16 protein-coding genes are annotated in these 14,989 nt (G+C 72.1%); 7 read left to right on the plus strand and 9 right to left on the minus strand.

Annotated elements, in window-relative coordinates:
- Nucleotides 1–265 precede the first annotated feature (265 nt).
- The gene (locus tag BJ965_RS23810; RefSeq protein ID WP_184910578.1) at nucleotides 266–907 is read left to right on the plus strand and encodes an IclR family transcriptional regulator; all 642 of its coding nucleotides are present in this window, start codon (nucleotides 266–268) and stop codon (nucleotides 905–907) included.
- A gap of 74 nt (nucleotides 908–981) precedes the next feature.
- A complete protein-coding gene (locus BJ965_RS23815) occupies nucleotides 982–1,773 on the plus strand; it encodes a S16 family serine protease (RefSeq protein ID WP_184910580.1) in 792 nt (263 codons plus the stop codon).
- A 177-nt stretch (nucleotides 1,774–1,950) separates the two neighbouring features.
- Here the strand turns inward: BJ965_RS23815 and BJ965_RS23820 are convergent, their stop codons facing one another.
- From BJ965_RS23820 to BJ965_RS23845, 6 genes are read right to left on the minus strand one after another with little or no spacing between them, the layout of a single operon-like run.
- Nucleotides 1,951–2,532, minus strand: a complete 582-nt coding sequence (locus tag BJ965_RS23820) for an ArsR/SmtB family transcription factor (protein ID WP_184910582.1) — start codon at nucleotides 2,530–2,532, stop codon at nucleotides 1,951–1,953.
- Between the two features lie 50 nt (nucleotides 2,533–2,582).
- Nucleotides 2,583–3,545, minus strand: coding sequence for a glycine betaine ABC transporter substrate-binding protein (locus BJ965_RS23825; protein WP_184910584.1), 963 nt, complete (start codon nucleotides 3,543–3,545; stop codon nucleotides 2,583–2,585).
- Entirely contained in the window at nucleotides 3,542–4,348 is an 807-nt protein-coding gene (locus tag BJ965_RS23830) for an ABC transporter permease (protein ID WP_184910586.1), read from the minus strand. The genes BJ965_RS23825 and BJ965_RS23830 overlap by 4 nt, the downstream gene beginning before the upstream one ends.
- On the minus strand, nucleotides 4,345–5,604 hold the full coding sequence (locus BJ965_RS23835; protein ID WP_184910588.1) for a betaine/proline/choline family ABC transporter ATP-binding protein: 1,260 nt from the start codon (nucleotides 5,602–5,604) through the stop codon (nucleotides 4,345–4,347). Before BJ965_RS23835 ends, BJ965_RS23830 begins: the two co-directional genes overlap by 4 nt.
- A complete protein-coding gene (locus BJ965_RS23840) occupies nucleotides 5,597–6,244 on the minus strand; it encodes an ABC transporter permease (RefSeq protein WP_184910590.1) in 648 nt (215 codons plus the stop codon). Before BJ965_RS23840 ends, BJ965_RS23835 begins: the two co-directional genes overlap by 8 nt.
- 19 nt (nucleotides 6,245–6,263) lie before the next feature.
- Entirely contained in the window at nucleotides 6,264–6,734 is a 471-nt protein-coding gene (locus BJ965_RS23845; RefSeq protein ID WP_030837783.1) for an Lrp/AsnC family transcriptional regulator, read from the minus strand.
- Between the two features lie 123 nt (nucleotides 6,735–6,857).
- Here BJ965_RS23845 and hppD point away from each other — a divergent pair, with 123 nt between their 5' ends.
- Nucleotides 6,858–8,003, plus strand: a complete 1,146-nt coding sequence (hppD, locus tag BJ965_RS23850) for a 4-hydroxyphenylpyruvate dioxygenase (RefSeq protein ID WP_184910592.1) — start codon at nucleotides 6,858–6,860, stop codon at nucleotides 8,001–8,003.
- Between the two features lie 175 nt (nucleotides 8,004–8,178).
- Here hppD and BJ965_RS23855 read toward each other — a convergent pair whose 3' ends face one another.
- The gene (locus BJ965_RS23855; protein WP_184910594.1) at nucleotides 8,179–9,603 is read right to left on the minus strand and encodes a tetratricopeptide repeat protein; all 1,425 of its coding nucleotides are present in this window, start codon (nucleotides 9,601–9,603) and stop codon (nucleotides 8,179–8,181) included.
- Between the two features lie 92 nt (nucleotides 9,604–9,695).
- Here BJ965_RS23855 and BJ965_RS23860 point away from each other — a divergent pair, with 92 nt between their 5' ends.
- Nucleotides 9,696–11,111 (plus strand): FAD-binding oxidoreductase, encoded by a 1,416-nt coding sequence (locus BJ965_RS23860; protein ID WP_184910596.1) that lies wholly within the window; start codon nucleotides 9,696–9,698, stop codon nucleotides 11,109–11,111.
- Between the two features lie 11 nt (nucleotides 11,112–11,122).
- Here BJ965_RS23860 and BJ965_RS23865 read toward each other — a convergent pair whose 3' ends face one another.
- Entirely contained in the window at nucleotides 11,123–11,533 is a 411-nt protein-coding gene (locus tag BJ965_RS23865) for an SsgA family sporulation/cell division regulator (protein ID WP_184910598.1), read from the minus strand.
- Nucleotides 11,534–11,778: 245 nt separating this feature from the next.
- Between BJ965_RS23865 and BJ965_RS23870 the strand changes: the two genes are divergently transcribed.
- The 3 genes from BJ965_RS23870 to BJ965_RS23880 are packed head-to-tail and all read left to right on the plus strand — an operon-like array spanning nucleotide 11,779 to nucleotide 14,473.
- Nucleotides 11,779–12,204 (plus strand): DUF2510 domain-containing protein, encoded by a 426-nt coding sequence (locus BJ965_RS23870; RefSeq protein WP_246545968.1) that lies wholly within the window; start codon nucleotides 11,779–11,781, stop codon nucleotides 12,202–12,204.
- 7 nt (nucleotides 12,205–12,211) lie between these two features.
- A complete protein-coding gene (locus BJ965_RS39475) occupies nucleotides 12,212–13,702 on the plus strand; it encodes an RDD family protein (protein WP_184910600.1) in 1,491 nt (496 codons plus the stop codon).
- A 60-nt stretch (nucleotides 13,703–13,762) separates the two neighbouring features.
- Entirely contained in the window at nucleotides 13,763–14,473 is a 711-nt protein-coding gene (locus BJ965_RS23880; RefSeq protein ID WP_184910602.1) for an RDD family protein, read from the plus strand.
- A 34-nt stretch (nucleotides 14,474–14,507) separates the two neighbouring features.
- Here the strand turns inward: BJ965_RS23880 and BJ965_RS23885 are convergent, their stop codons facing one another.
- Entirely contained in the window at nucleotides 14,508–14,792 is a 285-nt protein-coding gene (locus BJ965_RS23885) for a hypothetical protein (RefSeq protein ID WP_376777982.1), read from the minus strand.
- Nucleotides 14,793–14,989: the final 197 nt, after the last annotated feature.

Consider the following 14,989-nt stretch of genomic DNA (forward strand, 5'->3'; position numbering starts at 1 on the left):
CCGTGGTGCACGTATCCGGGCAAACGGAGCCACCCGTGCCCGGATTCTGGACGGAGCCTTCCGCTCAGCGAACTCCCTTCGCTACTGTCCCGCTACGCATACGCCCCGTGGCAGCGCCGCCGCGGAGCGCAGCCGTGAAGCGACGCGGCCCGGACAGGCCGGGCCGCCGGCCGATCGGCGGCCTCTGAAGCGCGTCACCGACGGGACTCGGTGACGCATCCGCCGACCGGGGGGCCGCCGACCTCACCACTAAGGAGTGGGCGTCGTGACCGCGGAGACCTCCCAGACGCTCGACCGGGGACTGCGTGTCCTCAAGCTGCTCGCCGACACGGACCACGGGCTGACCGTGACCGAACTCTCCGTCCGGCTGGGCGTGAACCGGACCGTCGTGTACCGGTTGCTCGCCACGCTGGAGCAGCACGCCCTCATACGCCGTGACCTCGGTGGACGTGCCCGGGTCGGGCTCGGGGTGCTGCGGCTGGGCCGGCAGGTCCACCCGCTCGTACGGGAGGCCGCCATGCCGGCGCTGCGGTCACTGGCCGAGGACATCGGCGCGACGGCACATCTGACCCTGGTCGACGGGGCGGACGCGCTGGCCGTGGCCGTCGTGGAGCCGACCTGGACGGACTACCACGTCGCCTACCGTGCCGGGTTCCGGCATCCCCTGGACCGGGGCGCCGCAGGCAAGGCGATCCTCGCGGCCCGGCAGCACCCGATGTCCGACCCCGGCTACACGCTGACGCACGGCGAGCTGGAGGCGGGCGCCTGCGGGGCGGCGGCACCGCTGCTGGGCGTGACCGGCGTCGAGGGCAGCGTGGGTGTGGTGATGCTGGCCGAGGCGGTACCGGAGCGCGTGGGGCCACGGGTCGTCGACGCGGCCCGGGAGGTCGCGGAGGCGCTGCGCTGACGGCAGGCGCCGCCCGCAGGGGCCCCTGACGCCCTGGTCCCGGCGGTGTCCTCCTCCCGCGTTAGATTGATCCCGTGTTCTCTCGCCTCACGCGCCCCCAGGCCGTCGCCGTCTGCGCCCTGCCCGTCGTGGCCCTGCTCGCGACGGCGGTGCTGGCGCCGTTGCCGTTCTCGGTGGCGCAGCCGGGGCTGACGGCGAACGTGCTCGGCGAGAACAAGGGCACGCAGGTGATCACCATCTCCGGTGCGCCGGTCCGGGACACCCGGGGGCAGCTGCGGATGACCACCATCGAGGCGACCTCCCCGGACACCCGCGTCTCGCTCCCCGACGTCATCGACAGCTGGTTCCGCACCGACCAGGCGGTCATGCCGCGCGACTCCGTCTATCCGAGCGGGGACAGCGTCAAGGAGATCGAGCGGCACAACGAGAAGCAGATGAAGCAGTCCCAGGACGCGGCGACGCAGGCCGCGCTGGGGTACCTCGGTCTCGACGACAAGGACATCGACGTCAGTCTGAAGCTCGCGGACGTGGGCGGGCCCAGTGCGGGGCTGCTCTTCTCCCTCGGGATCGTCGACAAACTCGACGGCGACGGCACCGGCGGGGACCTCACCGGCGGCCGGGTCATCGCCGGCACGGGCACGATCGACGCGGCCGGGCGGGTCGGTGCGGTGGGGGGCGTCGCCCTCAAGACCCAGGCCGCGAAGCGGGACGGGGCGACGGTGTTCCTGGTCCCCAAGGCGGAGTGCGGCGACGCACGCGCCGAGCTGCCGAAGGGCCTGCGGCTCATTCCGGTGACCACGCTGAAGAGCACGGTGACCTCACTGGTGGCCCTGGAGACGGGGAAGGGCTCCGTCCCCAGCTGCTAGTGCGCGGTTGCCGTTCCGGGCCGGGCGGCGAGTCTTAATCCCACTTCCACGAGGGTCCAGCCCAGACGCGTACGCAGGTCAGGACGGCGCGCCGGACGGGACCCGGCTTCGGCGCGGAGTTCGGCGGCGCGGGCGTGGTGCAGGGTGAGGTGGATGTCCGGGTGCATGACGAACCTTTCAGTCGGTTCGGATCGGGAAGGCGTGGGTCTGGATGCGGACTTGCTCGACGCCGGAATCCTCGGCGGCGGCACGCTCGCGGTAGGTCTCGACCAGCGCGTGCATCTTCTCGACGAGCTCCCGCGTCAGTTCGGGCGTGAGGCTCAGCGTCGCGCTGCTCATGTCCCAGGAGCGGGTCCACTCCTCCGGCCATGATTCGCGGTTGCCCAGCCAGGTCGAGAGGGCCCGGGTCTGCGTGGTGGCGACCTCGTGCAGATACAGGTCCGCCGCTCCGCGTACGACCGGGTCCGAGTCGGTGAGCAGGGCGTCGTCGAAGCGGATGCCGTGGTGGGTGGCCTTCCACCAGCGTTCGCGGCCCTTGCCGTGCTCGGGAGCGTCCTCCACGAAGCCGTACTCCGCCAGTTGACGCAGGTGGTAGCTGGTGGCTCCGCTGGACTCGCCCAGCTTCTGGGCCAGTTGCGAGGCTGTCGCCGGGCCGCCGAAACGCAGGGCGTCCAGCAGCTGGATGCGCAGAGGGTGCGCCAGTCCCCGCAGGGATCGGGCGTCGAGTTGCCGTACGGGTGTGTTCTCGGGCTCGCTCACGATGCAAAGGTAGCGTTGCAAAGCTCCCTTTGCAACGTCTTCTTTGTAACTCACTCCTTGACGAACCCCTCCTCCACCAACCAGTCCAGCGCCACCTGGTGGGGATCCTCCCCGTCGACGTCCACTTTCGCGTTCAGCGTCTGCGCCACGGAGTTGTTCAGCTTCGCCGTCACCGGGTTCAGGACCTGCGCGATCGCCGGCCACTCCTTCAGGGACTTCGCGTTGATCATCGGCGCGACGTTGTAGTTGGGGAAGAACTTCTTGTCGTCGTCCATCACCACCAGGTTCATGGACTTGATGCGCCCGTCGGTGGTGAACACCTCCCCGAACGTGCAGTTGCCCTTCGCGGTCTGCGTGTAGATGATCCCGGTGTCCATCTGTGTGATGTTCCGCGCGGGCACGTTCATGCCGTAGGCCTTCTGCATGCCCGGCAGACCGTCCGCCCGGTTCGCGAACTCGACCTCCACGCACAGCTTCACGGCCCCCGGGTCGGACTTCGCCAGCTTCGCCACGTCCGACATCGTCTTCGTGCCGTACTTCTTCGCGTTCTCCTGGTTCATCGCCAGCGCGTACGTGTTGTCGAGCTTCGACGGCGGCAGCCAGACCAGCCCGTTGCCCGTGTCCTCCTTCTTCACGGCCTCCCACTGCTCCTGCGGATCGGTGATCGGCTTGCTGTGTCCGAGGTACGTGATCCAGGCCGTGCCCGTGTACTCGTACCCGGCGTCCGCGTCGCCCTTGCGGACCGCCTCGCGGCTGCCGATGGAACCCTGGATGCCGGTGCGGTCGATCACGTCCGCTCCGGCCGCCTCGAACGCGATGCCCATGATCGAGCCGAGGATCAGCTGCTCGGTGAACGACTTCGACGTCACCGTCAGATGCGCGCCCTTCAGCGGCTCACCCCGGCCGATCGACCCCGGCTCCACGTCGTCGGTCAGCGGAGAGCCGCTGGTCAGGCCGCAGCCGGCCGCTGCCAGCAGCAGGCCCGCCGCTGCCAGGCCCGTACGCCGCCTCATGGCTGCAACCCCCGTGGCCGCAGCAGCAGTTCGGCGAGCGACGCCAGCCAGTCCACCAGCAGCGCCAGCACCACCGTGAGGATCGACCCCAGCACCAGCACCGGCATCCGCTGGTTGGTGATGCCGGTCGTGATCAGCACGCCGAGGCCGCCGCCCCCGCCGAAGACCGCCAGGGTCGCCGTACCGACGTTCAGGACGAGGGCCGTGCGCACACCCGCCAGGATCAGCGGGACCGCGAGCGGGAGTTCGACCCGGGCCAGTACGCCCGTCGGGGACATGCCGATCCCGCGGGCCGCCTCCAGCAGCGTCGGGTCGTTCGCCTTCAGGCCCGTGATCGTGTTGGAGAGCACGGGCAGGATGGCGTAGACGATGATGCCGATCAGGGCGGCCCTGCGGCCGATGCCCAGCCAGATCACCAGGAGGGCGAGCAGGCCGATCGCCGGGGTCGCCTGACCCATGTTGGCGAACGCCATCGCCACCGGGGTGGCCCTGCTCATCACCCCGCGGGTCAGCAGGATGCCCAGCGGGATCGCGATGATCAGCACGAAGAACGTGGAGATCACGGTCAGCTGGATGTGCTGCCACAGCGCCTTGGTGACCTGGCCGCCCGACAGGGCGTTGCGGGTGAGCGCGTCCAGGTCGGCCTGCTGGAACCAGAGCCAGGTGGCGAGCAGTACGGCGATCAGGGCCACCGGCAGGAACGTCAGCTTCTGCCAGGTGAGACGGGACGGCCGGCGCTCGGGCGGGGGCGCCTCGGACTCGTCGAGGGGCTCGGAGGTCTCCTCGACCTCCGTGGCGGTCACCGTTCCCCTCCCGGGCCGCTCACGGCCGCCGGCCCCGCGGCCCCCTCCTGCTCCGCATGCGTCTGCGAGGCCCGCAGCGACTCCAGTTCGTGCTGGTGCTCCATCGCGTCGAGCCGGTCGGCCTCCAGCATCTCGTGCACGGAGTTCATGAGGGTCTCCATGTCGACGACGCCCGTGTACTCGCCGCGCCGCCCGGTCACCACCACCCGCCCGGCGTTGTCGGTGAGCACCGCCTCCAGCGCGTCCCGCAGCGTGGCGTCCCGGGTGACCGTGTCGTGCACGAGGGTCCCGGCGCGGGCCAGCGAGCCCTGGGCCCGCATCAGATCGCCGCGCCGCAGCCACTTGTAGGGGCGGCCGCGCCGGTCGAGCAGCAGGATCTCGTTGCTGCCGCTGGTCCGCAGCCGGTTGAAGATCTGCTGCAACGGGTCGTCGACCGTGACCGTCGGATACTCGGTGATCTCCACGTCCCGCACGCGGGTCAGGTTCAGCCGCTTCAGCGCCGCGCCGGCGCCCACGAAGCCGGACACGAAGTCGTCCGCCGGGTTGGTGAGGATCGCCTCCGGGGTGTCGAACTGCGCGATGTGCGACCGCTCGCGCAGCACGGCGATCCGGTCGCCGATCTTGATCGCCTCGTCGAAGTCGTGGGTGACGAAGACGATCGTCTTGTGCAGCTCGTGCTGGAGCCGGATCAGCTCGTCCTGGAGGTGGTCCCGGGTGATCGGGTCCACCGCACCGAACGGCTCGTCCATCAGCAACACCGGCGGATCGGCGGCCAGGGCCCGGGCCACGCCCACGCGCTGCTGCTGCCCGCCGGAGAGCTGGCGCGGGTAGCGGCCGCGGAACTCCGCGGCGTCGAGGCCGACCAGGTCGAGGAGCTCCTCGGTGCGCTCCCTGACCCGCGGCTTCGACCAGCCGATCATCTTCGGGACGATCCCGATGTTCTGCGCGACCGTCATGTGCGGGAAGAGCCCGGCGGACTGGATGGCGTAGCCGACCTTGCGGCGCAGCTTGACCGGGTCCATATCGGTGACGTCCTCGCCGCCGATGCGGATGCGGCCGCCGGTCGGCTCGATCAGCCGGTTGATCATCTTGAGCGTGGTCGACTTCCCGCAGCCCGAGGGACCGACGAAGACCACGACCTCGCCCGCCTTGATCTCCATGCTCACGTTGTCCACGGCCGGCTGCGCACTGCCGGGGTAGCGCTTGGTCAGGCTCTCCAGCTCGATGGAGGCACCGTGGTCGCCGGTCTCAGGCACGGATCCCCCTGGGGATGGTCAGCCGTCCGATCAGGACGTACGCGGCGTCGAACAGCAGGGCCAGGATGATGATGCCGAGCGTGCCCGCGAGGACCTGGTTGAGCGCGTTGGCGCTGCCCAGCGAGGCGAGGCCGCGGAAGATGACGTTGCCGAGCCCGGGTCCCGAGGCGTACGCCGCGATGGCCGCGATGCCCATCAGCATCTGTGTGGAGACCCGGATCCCGGTGAGGATCGGCGGCCAGGCCAGCGGCAGCTCGACCCGCAGCAGCCGGGCCGGCCGGGACATCCCGATGCCCGTGGCCGCGTCCACCAGCGTCGGATCGACCCCGCGCAGCCCGACGATCGCGTTGCGCACCACCGGCAGCAGCCCGTACAGCGTCAGCGCGACCACCGTGGGCGGCACGCCGAGACCCACGATGGGGATGAGCAGACCGATCAGGGCGAGCGCCGGCACGGTCAGGATGGTGGCGGTCGTGGTGGTCGCGACGTTCCCCGCCCACTCGTTGCGGTAGCTGGCGACGGCGATCAGCACGCCGAGCACGGTCGCCACGACCATGCACTGGAAGACGGCGCTCGCGTGCTGATAGGCGTCCGTGAGCAGCTGCTGGTGCCGGTTGACCAGGTACTCCCAGAAGTTCACACGCGCTCACCCCTACATGTCAGGTCTCCTCCGCGGCCTGCTCCACGAGCGGGATGATCCGCAGCGGAACGGGGTTCTCCATGACGATCGCCGTGGAGGCCCGGACGATGCCATCAAAACCGACGACCCGGTCGATCACACGCTGGAGATCGGCGTTGGAGCGGGCCACGAGCCGGCACATCATGTCCCCGGTGCCGGTGGTGGTGTGCAGCTCCAGCACCTCCGGCACGGTCGCCAAGTGCGCCCGTACGTCGGGCCCTTGGCCCTGCCGGATCTGCAGCGTGGCGAACGCGGTGACGGGGTAGCCGAGCGCGGCCGGATCCACCTCGGGACCGAATCCGCGGATGACTCCGTTCGACTGAAGCCGGTCCAGTCGCGCCTGCGCGGTGCCCCGGGCCACCCCGAGCCGCCGGGACATCTCCAGCACCCCGATCCGCGGCTCCCGGGCGAGCAGCAGAATGATCCGGCCGTCCAGATGATCGATCGCCACAGCAGCCTCCCGGCATGGTCATCCTGTACAGAAATGCCGTCGATACGGCCGTATTGCTGAACAGATTGCCCAGCTGAAACGCAAACTATTGCGCACCTTGCCGAGCGGGGAGACCCTGCGGCTATGACGCAGACCACACACCACACTCCCGACACCGCCCGGCAGGCCGACCCCTTCCCGGTCAAGGGAATGGACGCGGTCGTCTTCGCCGTGGGCAACGCCAAGCAGGCGGCGCACTACTACTCCACCGCCTTCGGCATGAAGCTGGTCGCCTACTCCGGACCGGAGAACGGCAGCCGCGAGACCGCTGCGTACGTCCTGGAGAACGGCTCCGCCCGCTTCGTCCTCACCTCGGTCATCAAGCCCACCTCCGACTGGGGCCACTTCCTCGCGAAGCACGTGGCCGAGCACGGCGACGGTGTCGTCGACCTCGCCATCGAGGTCCCGGACGCCCGCGCCGCCTATGCCTACGCCCTGGAGCACGGCGCCCGTTCGGTCGCCGAGCCGTACGAGCGGAAGGACGAGCACGGCACGGTCGTCCTGGCCGCCATCGCCACGTACGGCGAGACCCGCCACACCCTCGTCGAGCGCTCCGGCTACGACGGCCCGTACCTGCCCGGCTTCGTCGCGGCCAAGCCGATGGTCGAGCCGCCCGCGCAGCGCACCTTCCAGGCGATCGACCACTGCGTCGGCAACGTCGAGCTCGGCAAGATGAACGAGTGGGTCGGCTTCTACAACAAGGTCATGGGCTTCACGAACATGAAGGAGTTCGTGGGCGACGACATCGCCACCGAGTACAGCGCGCTGATGTCCAAGGTCGTCGCCGACGGCACGCTCAAGGTCAAGTTCCCGATCAACGAGCCGGCCATCGCCAAGAAGAAGTCCCAGATCGACGAGTACCTGGAGTTCTACGGCGGCGCGGGCGTGCAGCACATCGCCCTCAACACGGGCGACATCGTGCAGACGGTCCGTACGATGCGGGCGGCCGGCGTCGAGTTCCTCAACACCCCCGACTCCTACTACGACACGCTGGGGGAGTGGGTCGGCGAGACCCGCGTCCCGATCGACACCCTGCGCGAACTGAAGATCCTCGCCGACCGCGACGAGGACGGCTACCTGCTGCAGATCTTCACCAAGCCGGTCCAGGACCGTCCGACCGTCTTCTTCGAGATCATCGAGCGCCATGGCTCGATGGGCTTCGGCAAGGGCAACTTCAAGGCCCTGTTCGAGGCGATCGAGCGCGAGCAGGAACGCCGCGGCAACCTGTAGCCGCCGACGGTCGCGGGTCGCGGATCGCGGGGCGGGCGGGTGTCACGGGGCACCCGCCCTCCCCGCGACCGCCGTGCCCGGGTCGCCGCGCGTGGGGGCCCGTTGACGTAGTGCGCGCCCTTGCCTCGTCGGGAGGCCCGCGGGAGTCGCGGTGGCGGGCACCGGCCGGGGCCGGTCAGCTCGCCTCGTCGCCCATCTCCGGCACCCCTTCGTCCGGTGGCTCTCCCAGTGCCTCGGCCGCCGCCCGTGCCGTGGGGGCGTGCAGTGGGGAGAAGTGGGGGTTGATCCGCAGGGCCTCCGTGAGGTGGCGTCGGGCCGCGCCGTGGCGGTTCAGCTTTTGCTCGATCATGCCCCGGTGGTACATGGCCGCCGCGTCGCACACCCCGCCCCCGGGTTCGACGCCCGTCGCCGAGAGCGCGAACCGCAAGGCCTCCTCGGGCTTCCCGGCCCGGTACAGGGCCCACCCGAGCGCGTCGGCGACCTCCGTCCCCGGCTGGCGCTTCCACTCCGCCCGCAGCCGCCGCACCGCCGCCTTCGGATCGCCGTGGTCGGCCTCGAACCGGCCCAGCACCAGCTCCTCGTCCGCCCCGCCCGCGGCAGCGCGCCGCACCCGTTCCCGCAGCAGGCCGTACCGCACCCGGGCGGCTTCCGGCATGCCCAGCGACTCGTACAACTCGCCCAGCTCCAGGGCGTACTGCGGGGACGGCTGTTCGGCGAGAGCCGCCAGGTAGGCGGTCAGGGCCTCCGTCGTGCGGCCGAGGGCCGCCAGCGTCCGGCCCTGCCCGGCCTGCGCGGCCCGCTGGTCGGGGTCGAGGCGGACCGCCTCCCGGAAGTGCCGCAGCGCGACGTCGAGGTCCCCGCGTTCGAAGGCCAGTTGCCCGGCCCGCTCCAGATAGGCGGCCCGCTCGGCGGGGGCCCGCGCGCCCGCCGCAGCGTCCGCCAGCGAGGCCGCCGCGTCCTCCCGCCAGCCCCGGTCCCGGTACACGGCCGCGGCCCGCGCCAGCACGGCGGGCCCGGAGTGCAGCCCGGTCAGCCGGTCCAGCGTCCGCTTGGCCGCCTTGTACGCGCCGAGCCCCGTGTAGGCGTCGATGAGCAGCGGATACGTCGTCCACCGCCGCGGCTCCAGCTTCAGCGCCGCCTCGCCCCACCGGCGCGCCGCGGGGAAGTCCCGGCGGGCGTTCGACAGCGCGGCAAGACCCGCCAGGGCCGGGGTGTTGTGCCGCGGCCGCACCGACAGCGACGTCCGCAGCGCCTTCTCCGCCCGCGGGTAGTACGCCGGGTCCGCCAGCCGCCGCCCCCGCTCCACATAGGCCGCCCCGAGCACCGCCCAGGACGTCGCGTCCTCCGGGCGCGTCCGCACGGCCTCCTCCCGCTCCTCGATCAGCTCCGCCAGGCCGGGCAGCGCGGCCGGCACTCCGCTGCCGACCGCCGCCATGGCCAGCGCTCCCGGCGACGGCGGAGCGGGCTCGGCGGACCGCTCCCACGGCAGCAGCACCAGCACCCCGCCCAGCACGGCACACCCCGCGACGGAGGCGATGAGCACCCGGCGGCGTCGCGCACCTCTCTCCCGCCGCACCGGACCCTCCTGCTGGTTCTCCATGGCGCTCACTGTGCGTCAGTACGACGACCCCACCCAGGCAGGCGAAGGGTGCCGCCGACGGGGTTCACACCGATGGCCCCGGGTGCGAACCTGTGATCATGAGCCGCATCGAAGCGCCCCGCTCCGAGGACACCGCAGCGACCGGCACCCTCGTGGACCTGCTGCTCGGCGGCCTGCCCGCCGAAGCGGTCCTCACCGACCCCGACGTCACGGCCTCCTACGCCAACGACATGGCGAGCTTCTGCCCGGCCGGCACCCCGGCCGTCGTCGTGCTGCCCCGTACGGTCGAACAGGTCCAGCACGTGATGCGCACCGCCACCGCCCTGCGCGTCCCCGTGGTCCCGCAGGGCGCCCGCACCGGACTGTCCGGCGCCGCCAACGCCTCCGAGGGCTGCATCGTGCTGTCCCTGACGAAGATGGACCGGATCCTGGAGATCAACCCGGTCGACCGCATCGCCGTCGCCGAGCCCGGCGTGATCAACGCCGTCCTGTCCCGGGCCGTCGGCGAGCACGGCCTCTACTACCCGCCGGACCCCTCCAGCTGGGAGATGTGCACCATCGGCGGCAACATCGGCACGGCCTCCGGCGGCCTGTGCTGCGTGAAGTACGGGGTCACCGCCGAGTACGTCCTGGGCCTCGACGTGGTGCTCGCCGACGGGCGGCTCATGTCCACCGGCCGCCGCACCGCCAAGGGCGTCGCCGGCTACGACCTGACCCGGCTGTTCGTCGGCTCCGAGGGCTCGCTCGGCATCGTCGTACGGGCCGTCCTCGGACTGCGCCCCAAGCCGCCCGAGCAGCTGGTGCTTGCCGCCGAGTTCGCCTCCGCCGCCGCGGCCTGCGACGCCGTGTGCCGGATCATGGAGGGCGGCCACGTGCCGTCACTCCTCGAACTCATGGACCGTACGACGGTCAAGGCCGTCAACGACATGGCGCAGATGGACCTCCCCGAGAGCACCGAGGCGCTGCTCCTGGCCGCGTTCGACACCACCGCCCCCGCCGCCGACCTCGCCGCCGTCGGCGCCCTGTGCGAGGCGGCCGGAGCCACCCAGGTCGTCCCCGCCGACGATGCGGCGGAATCCGAACTGCTCCTCCAGGCGCGGCGGTTGTCGCTCACCGCGCTGGAGGCGGTCAAGGGCGTGACGATGATCGACGACGTGTGCGTGCCGCGCTCCCGGCTCGCCGAGATGCTCGAAGGCGTCGACCGCATCGCCGAGAAGTACCGGCTCACCATCGGTGTCGTCGCCCACGCGGGCGACGGCAACACCCACCCCACGGTCTGCTTCGACCCGGCGGACCCCGACGAGTCCCGGCGCGCCCGCGAGTCCTTCGACGAGATCATGGCCCTCGGCCTGGAACTCGGCGGCACCATCACCGGCGAGCACGGCGTCGGCGTCCTGAAGAAGGAGTGGCTGGCGCGCGAGATCGGCCCCGTGGGCATGGAGATGCAGCGGGCCGTCAAGCAGGCCTTCGACCCGCTGAACATCCTGAACCCGGGCAAGCTCTTCTGAGCCCCGGGCCCTCACTGGGCGAGCAACTGGGCCAGTTCGTCGTCGAGGCCCAGCTGTTCCTCCTCCGTGCCCGGCGGCACCACCCGCAGCGTCCGCTCCAGCCAGGCCGACACCGCCGCTGCCGGGGCCTCCAGCAGGGCGTCCCCGTCGGGTGAACTCAGCGCCATCAGCACCACGCTGCGCCCCTCGGACTTCGTCGGCCACACCCGCACGTCCCCCTGCCCGCAGGGCCGGAACACGCCTTCCACCAGCAGCTCCCGGGCGAACGTCCAGTACACCGGGCGCTCGGTGTCGATGTGGAAGGTGACGTGGACGGCGTAGGGGTCGTCGGTGAGGTACCCGAGCCGGGCCGGCACCGGGATCCTGCGCTCCGGCGACAGGACGAGTTTCAGCTCCAGTTCCCGCTCCACCACGGTGTGCATGGCGGTGTTCCCTTCTCCAGACGGCTGCCCGTGAGGGCCGGTCGGAAGGAGAGAGCGGGCCGCGGCCGCGGCATTACGCGCCTTGCCGGAGGTTTTTTCGCAGGGGGATCCGCCGGAGCGGCCCGGTGCGTAGCACATCGGTGCTCGAAAGGGGTGGGTCCGGTGGGAGCGGCGGTGGGGCTTGCGCTCGTCTGATAGATGTGGAGGCCCCCATTTGGCCCTCGAGCAGATACGGGACGACGGACATGAGCGCCCCAACCCCGGCCCCCGGTGACGACAGGCCCCGCGAAGGGTATTACCCGGACCCGTCCATTCCTGGATATGTCCGGTACTGGAACGGCGCCTCCTGGGTGCCGGGCACCAGCCGTCCGGCGCCCCAGGACGGCGAGTCGCTCGCGCCGCCGCCCGGCGCGGGGGCGGGGCAGTCCGGCGCCGCCGCGACGGTCGAGGAGACCGGCCCGCACTTCTTCGACGAGGACCCGGTCGAGGAGCCGTCCGGGTCGCCGTCCGCCGCCGACGCGCAGCACGGCAGCCGTCCCGAACCGGCCTCCGCCTGGGGCGCCGACCGCTCCCGCCAGTCCGGCTTCGGCGGCGACCAGGACCGCCGGGTCTCGTGGGGCGCGCCGCAGGGGGGCGCAGGGCGCGGGCCCGCAGGGTGCGCCGGGCGGTGACCCGAGAGTGGCTCGTGCCGACCAGCGGCCCGAGGGGGAGTCCGCCCGTACCGACGGCACGGCGAGCACCCCGCCGGCCGGCCAAGACGCGAACGCCGCGGCGGGGGGCGGCACGTTCGTGTTCCGCCGTCCGACGGGGCAGGCCGGGGGAGGGGCCGCCGCCGACGCTCCCGACGACGGCACGATGACGTTCCGCGCGGTGTCCCCGCGCACGGGCCCGGCCGACGGCGGTTCGAGACCGGCCGGGGGACAGGGCGGTCCGGGCCATGGGCCGGCGGGCTCGGGCGGCAACTCCGGTGGCCCCGGCGGCAACGCCGGCGGTGCCGGCTTCGGACCGGCGGGCTCGGGCAGCGGCTCGGCCGCGTCCGGCTTCGTCGGCGCGCAAGGCGTGCCGGGTGCGCAGGGCGTGCCGGGTGTGCCGGGTGCGCAAGGCGGGGCCGCGGGCGCCGGCTTCGGACCGGCAGGGGCGGCAGGCGACTCGGCGGCGTCTCCCTTCGGCGGGCAAGGCGGTGCGGCCGGCTCAGGTGCCGGCTCCGGCGCAGCCTCCGGTGCCGGCTTCGGTCCGGCCGGCTCGGGCAGCGGGGCGGCGGCGTCCGCCTTCGGTCCGGGCCCGTCGGGACCCGCGTTCGGCCCGCAGGCCGTTCCGACCGGTTCCGGGAGCGGCTCCGCGGGGCCGGGCTTCGGCGCCGGGAAGGCGGCCGCCGCCCGGGCCTCCGCCGCGCAGGCGGGGGCCGGGAGCGCCGCCGCACAGGCCTCCGGTGCCGCCCCGAGCGCGCTGTCCGGGCCCCAGGCGGCCCCCACCGTCCCGCCGCAGTCCGCCGGACCCGCCAGCGCCCAGCCCGGCGCAGCCGCCCCTTCTGGCACACCCCTCAGCGCGGGCCCGGGCGGCGGTCAGTCCTCCTGGGCGCAGCAGGTGCACCGGCTCGCCGGAGGCGGCGGAGGTGACGAGCAGCCCGTCGCGCCCTGGAAGCCGCCGGTCGAGGACGTGTTCCAGGCCGCTGCCCGCCGTCAGGCCGAGGCCCGCCCCGCGGGGCTGGGCAAGCGGCTTGCCGCCCGGCTGCTGGACACCGTCGTCCTCGCCGCCCTCACCGCCGCAGCCGCCGTGCCGCTAGGCACCAAGGCGATCGACCACGTCAACGAGAAGATCGACGCGGCCAAGCTCTCCGGCGAGACCGTCACGGTCTGGCTGCTCGACGGTACGACCTCGGTCTACCTCGGCATCATCCTGGCCGTCCTGCTGCTCGCCGGGGTCCTGAGCGAGGTGCTGCCCACCGCCAAGTGGGGCCGCACCCTCGGCAAGAAGCTGATGGGCCTCGAAGTGCGGGACATCGAGGCCCATGACGCACCGGAGTTCGGCGCTGCCCTGCGCCGCTGGCTGGTCTACAGCGTGCCCGGACTCCTCGTCGTCGGGATCGTGGGCGTCGCCTGGTGCCTCTTCGACCGGCCCTGGCGTCAGTGCTGGCACGACAAGGCCGCGCACACCTTCGTGGCGGGCTGAGCTCCCTCGGACGGCCGTCTGCCGGATGCGGATCCCGGGGGTTCGCGGTCGACTCGGGCCATGAGCAGTGAACCGCCCCCCGGCTCCGGTCAGCAGCCTCCGGACGACGACCCGTTCCGGAAGCGTCCCCCGGACGAGCCGCCCGGTGACGGGACGGGCTCGCCCTACGGCAGCGAGCCCCCGCCGTACGGCGGGGGCGGTCCGAGCGGCCCGCCCCCGCCGTACGGGGGCGGCGGTACGAACGGCCCGGGCGGTCCCGGTGGCGGTCCCTACGGCGGTGATCCGTACGGCGGCGGCTCCTACCCCACCGACCCCCTCGCCGGTATGCCCCCGCTCGCCGACAGCGTCATGCGCACGCTCGCGCGCATCATCGACATGATCCTGGTGGGGGTCGTCGTCTGGCTGCTCACCTGGGGCTTCGGTGTCAACGAGTACGACGTGGACAGCGACCGCATCGAGATCGGCAAGTCGTTCTGGCAGTCGGCGGTCGCCGCCGTCCTCTACATCGCCTACGACACCGTCCTGACCGCGCGGACCGGCCAGACCCTCGGCAAGAAACTGTTGCGCATGCGGGTGGCCAACCTGGACAACGGCGCGACGCCCTCCGTGCAGAACGCGCTGGCGCGCGCCGCGGTGCTGTGGATCCCGTTCGCCTTCTGCTGCGCCTGTGTCTGGACCGCGGTCTGCGGCGGCTGGAGCTTCTTCGACCGGCCCTACAAGCAGGGCCTGCACGACAAGGCGGCAAAAACGGTCGTGGTCAGCACGAAGTGAGGCACGGAAGGACCGGCTGGAGTGCGGCGGGCGGTCAGGAGGCCGCCCGTTCGCGCACCGGCTCCGGAGCCGGTGCCGGCGCCGGGAGCGACGCCCGGAGCGGCTCCCGGGGCGCGGGCTGCTCCACCGCGGCCGGGCGCTTCCCGGGCAGCGGCACCGTCATGGCGACCAGCAGTCCGAGGGCGAGCGCCGCGACGGAGATGACCGCGATCCCCGCACCCGAACTCGTCTGAGACAGCAGCAGCATGGCGAGGGTCGAGAAGATCACGGTGCAGGAACCGTAGGCGAGCTGTGCGGCAGTCGGACGGGGCATGGCCATCATGTCCTCGAAAGTGGGGGTCCACGGTGGTGTCGGCCTGGCAAGACGCCGGCTTCCGGGCGTTCCGCCAACCGACATTCTCACCGGCAGGGTGCCCGACCGGAACCGGCGGTAAGCGTGACCTAATCAACAAGGGCGGTGCACAGGGGGCGCACGGAGTCATGACGTCCACCTAGTGGACATATGCACGCGCCCGC

It is taken from the genome of Streptomyces luteogriseus (genome assembly GCF_014205055.1).
GTDB classification, from domain to species: Bacteria; Actinomycetota; Actinomycetes; order Streptomycetales; family Streptomycetaceae; genus Streptomyces; species Streptomyces luteogriseus.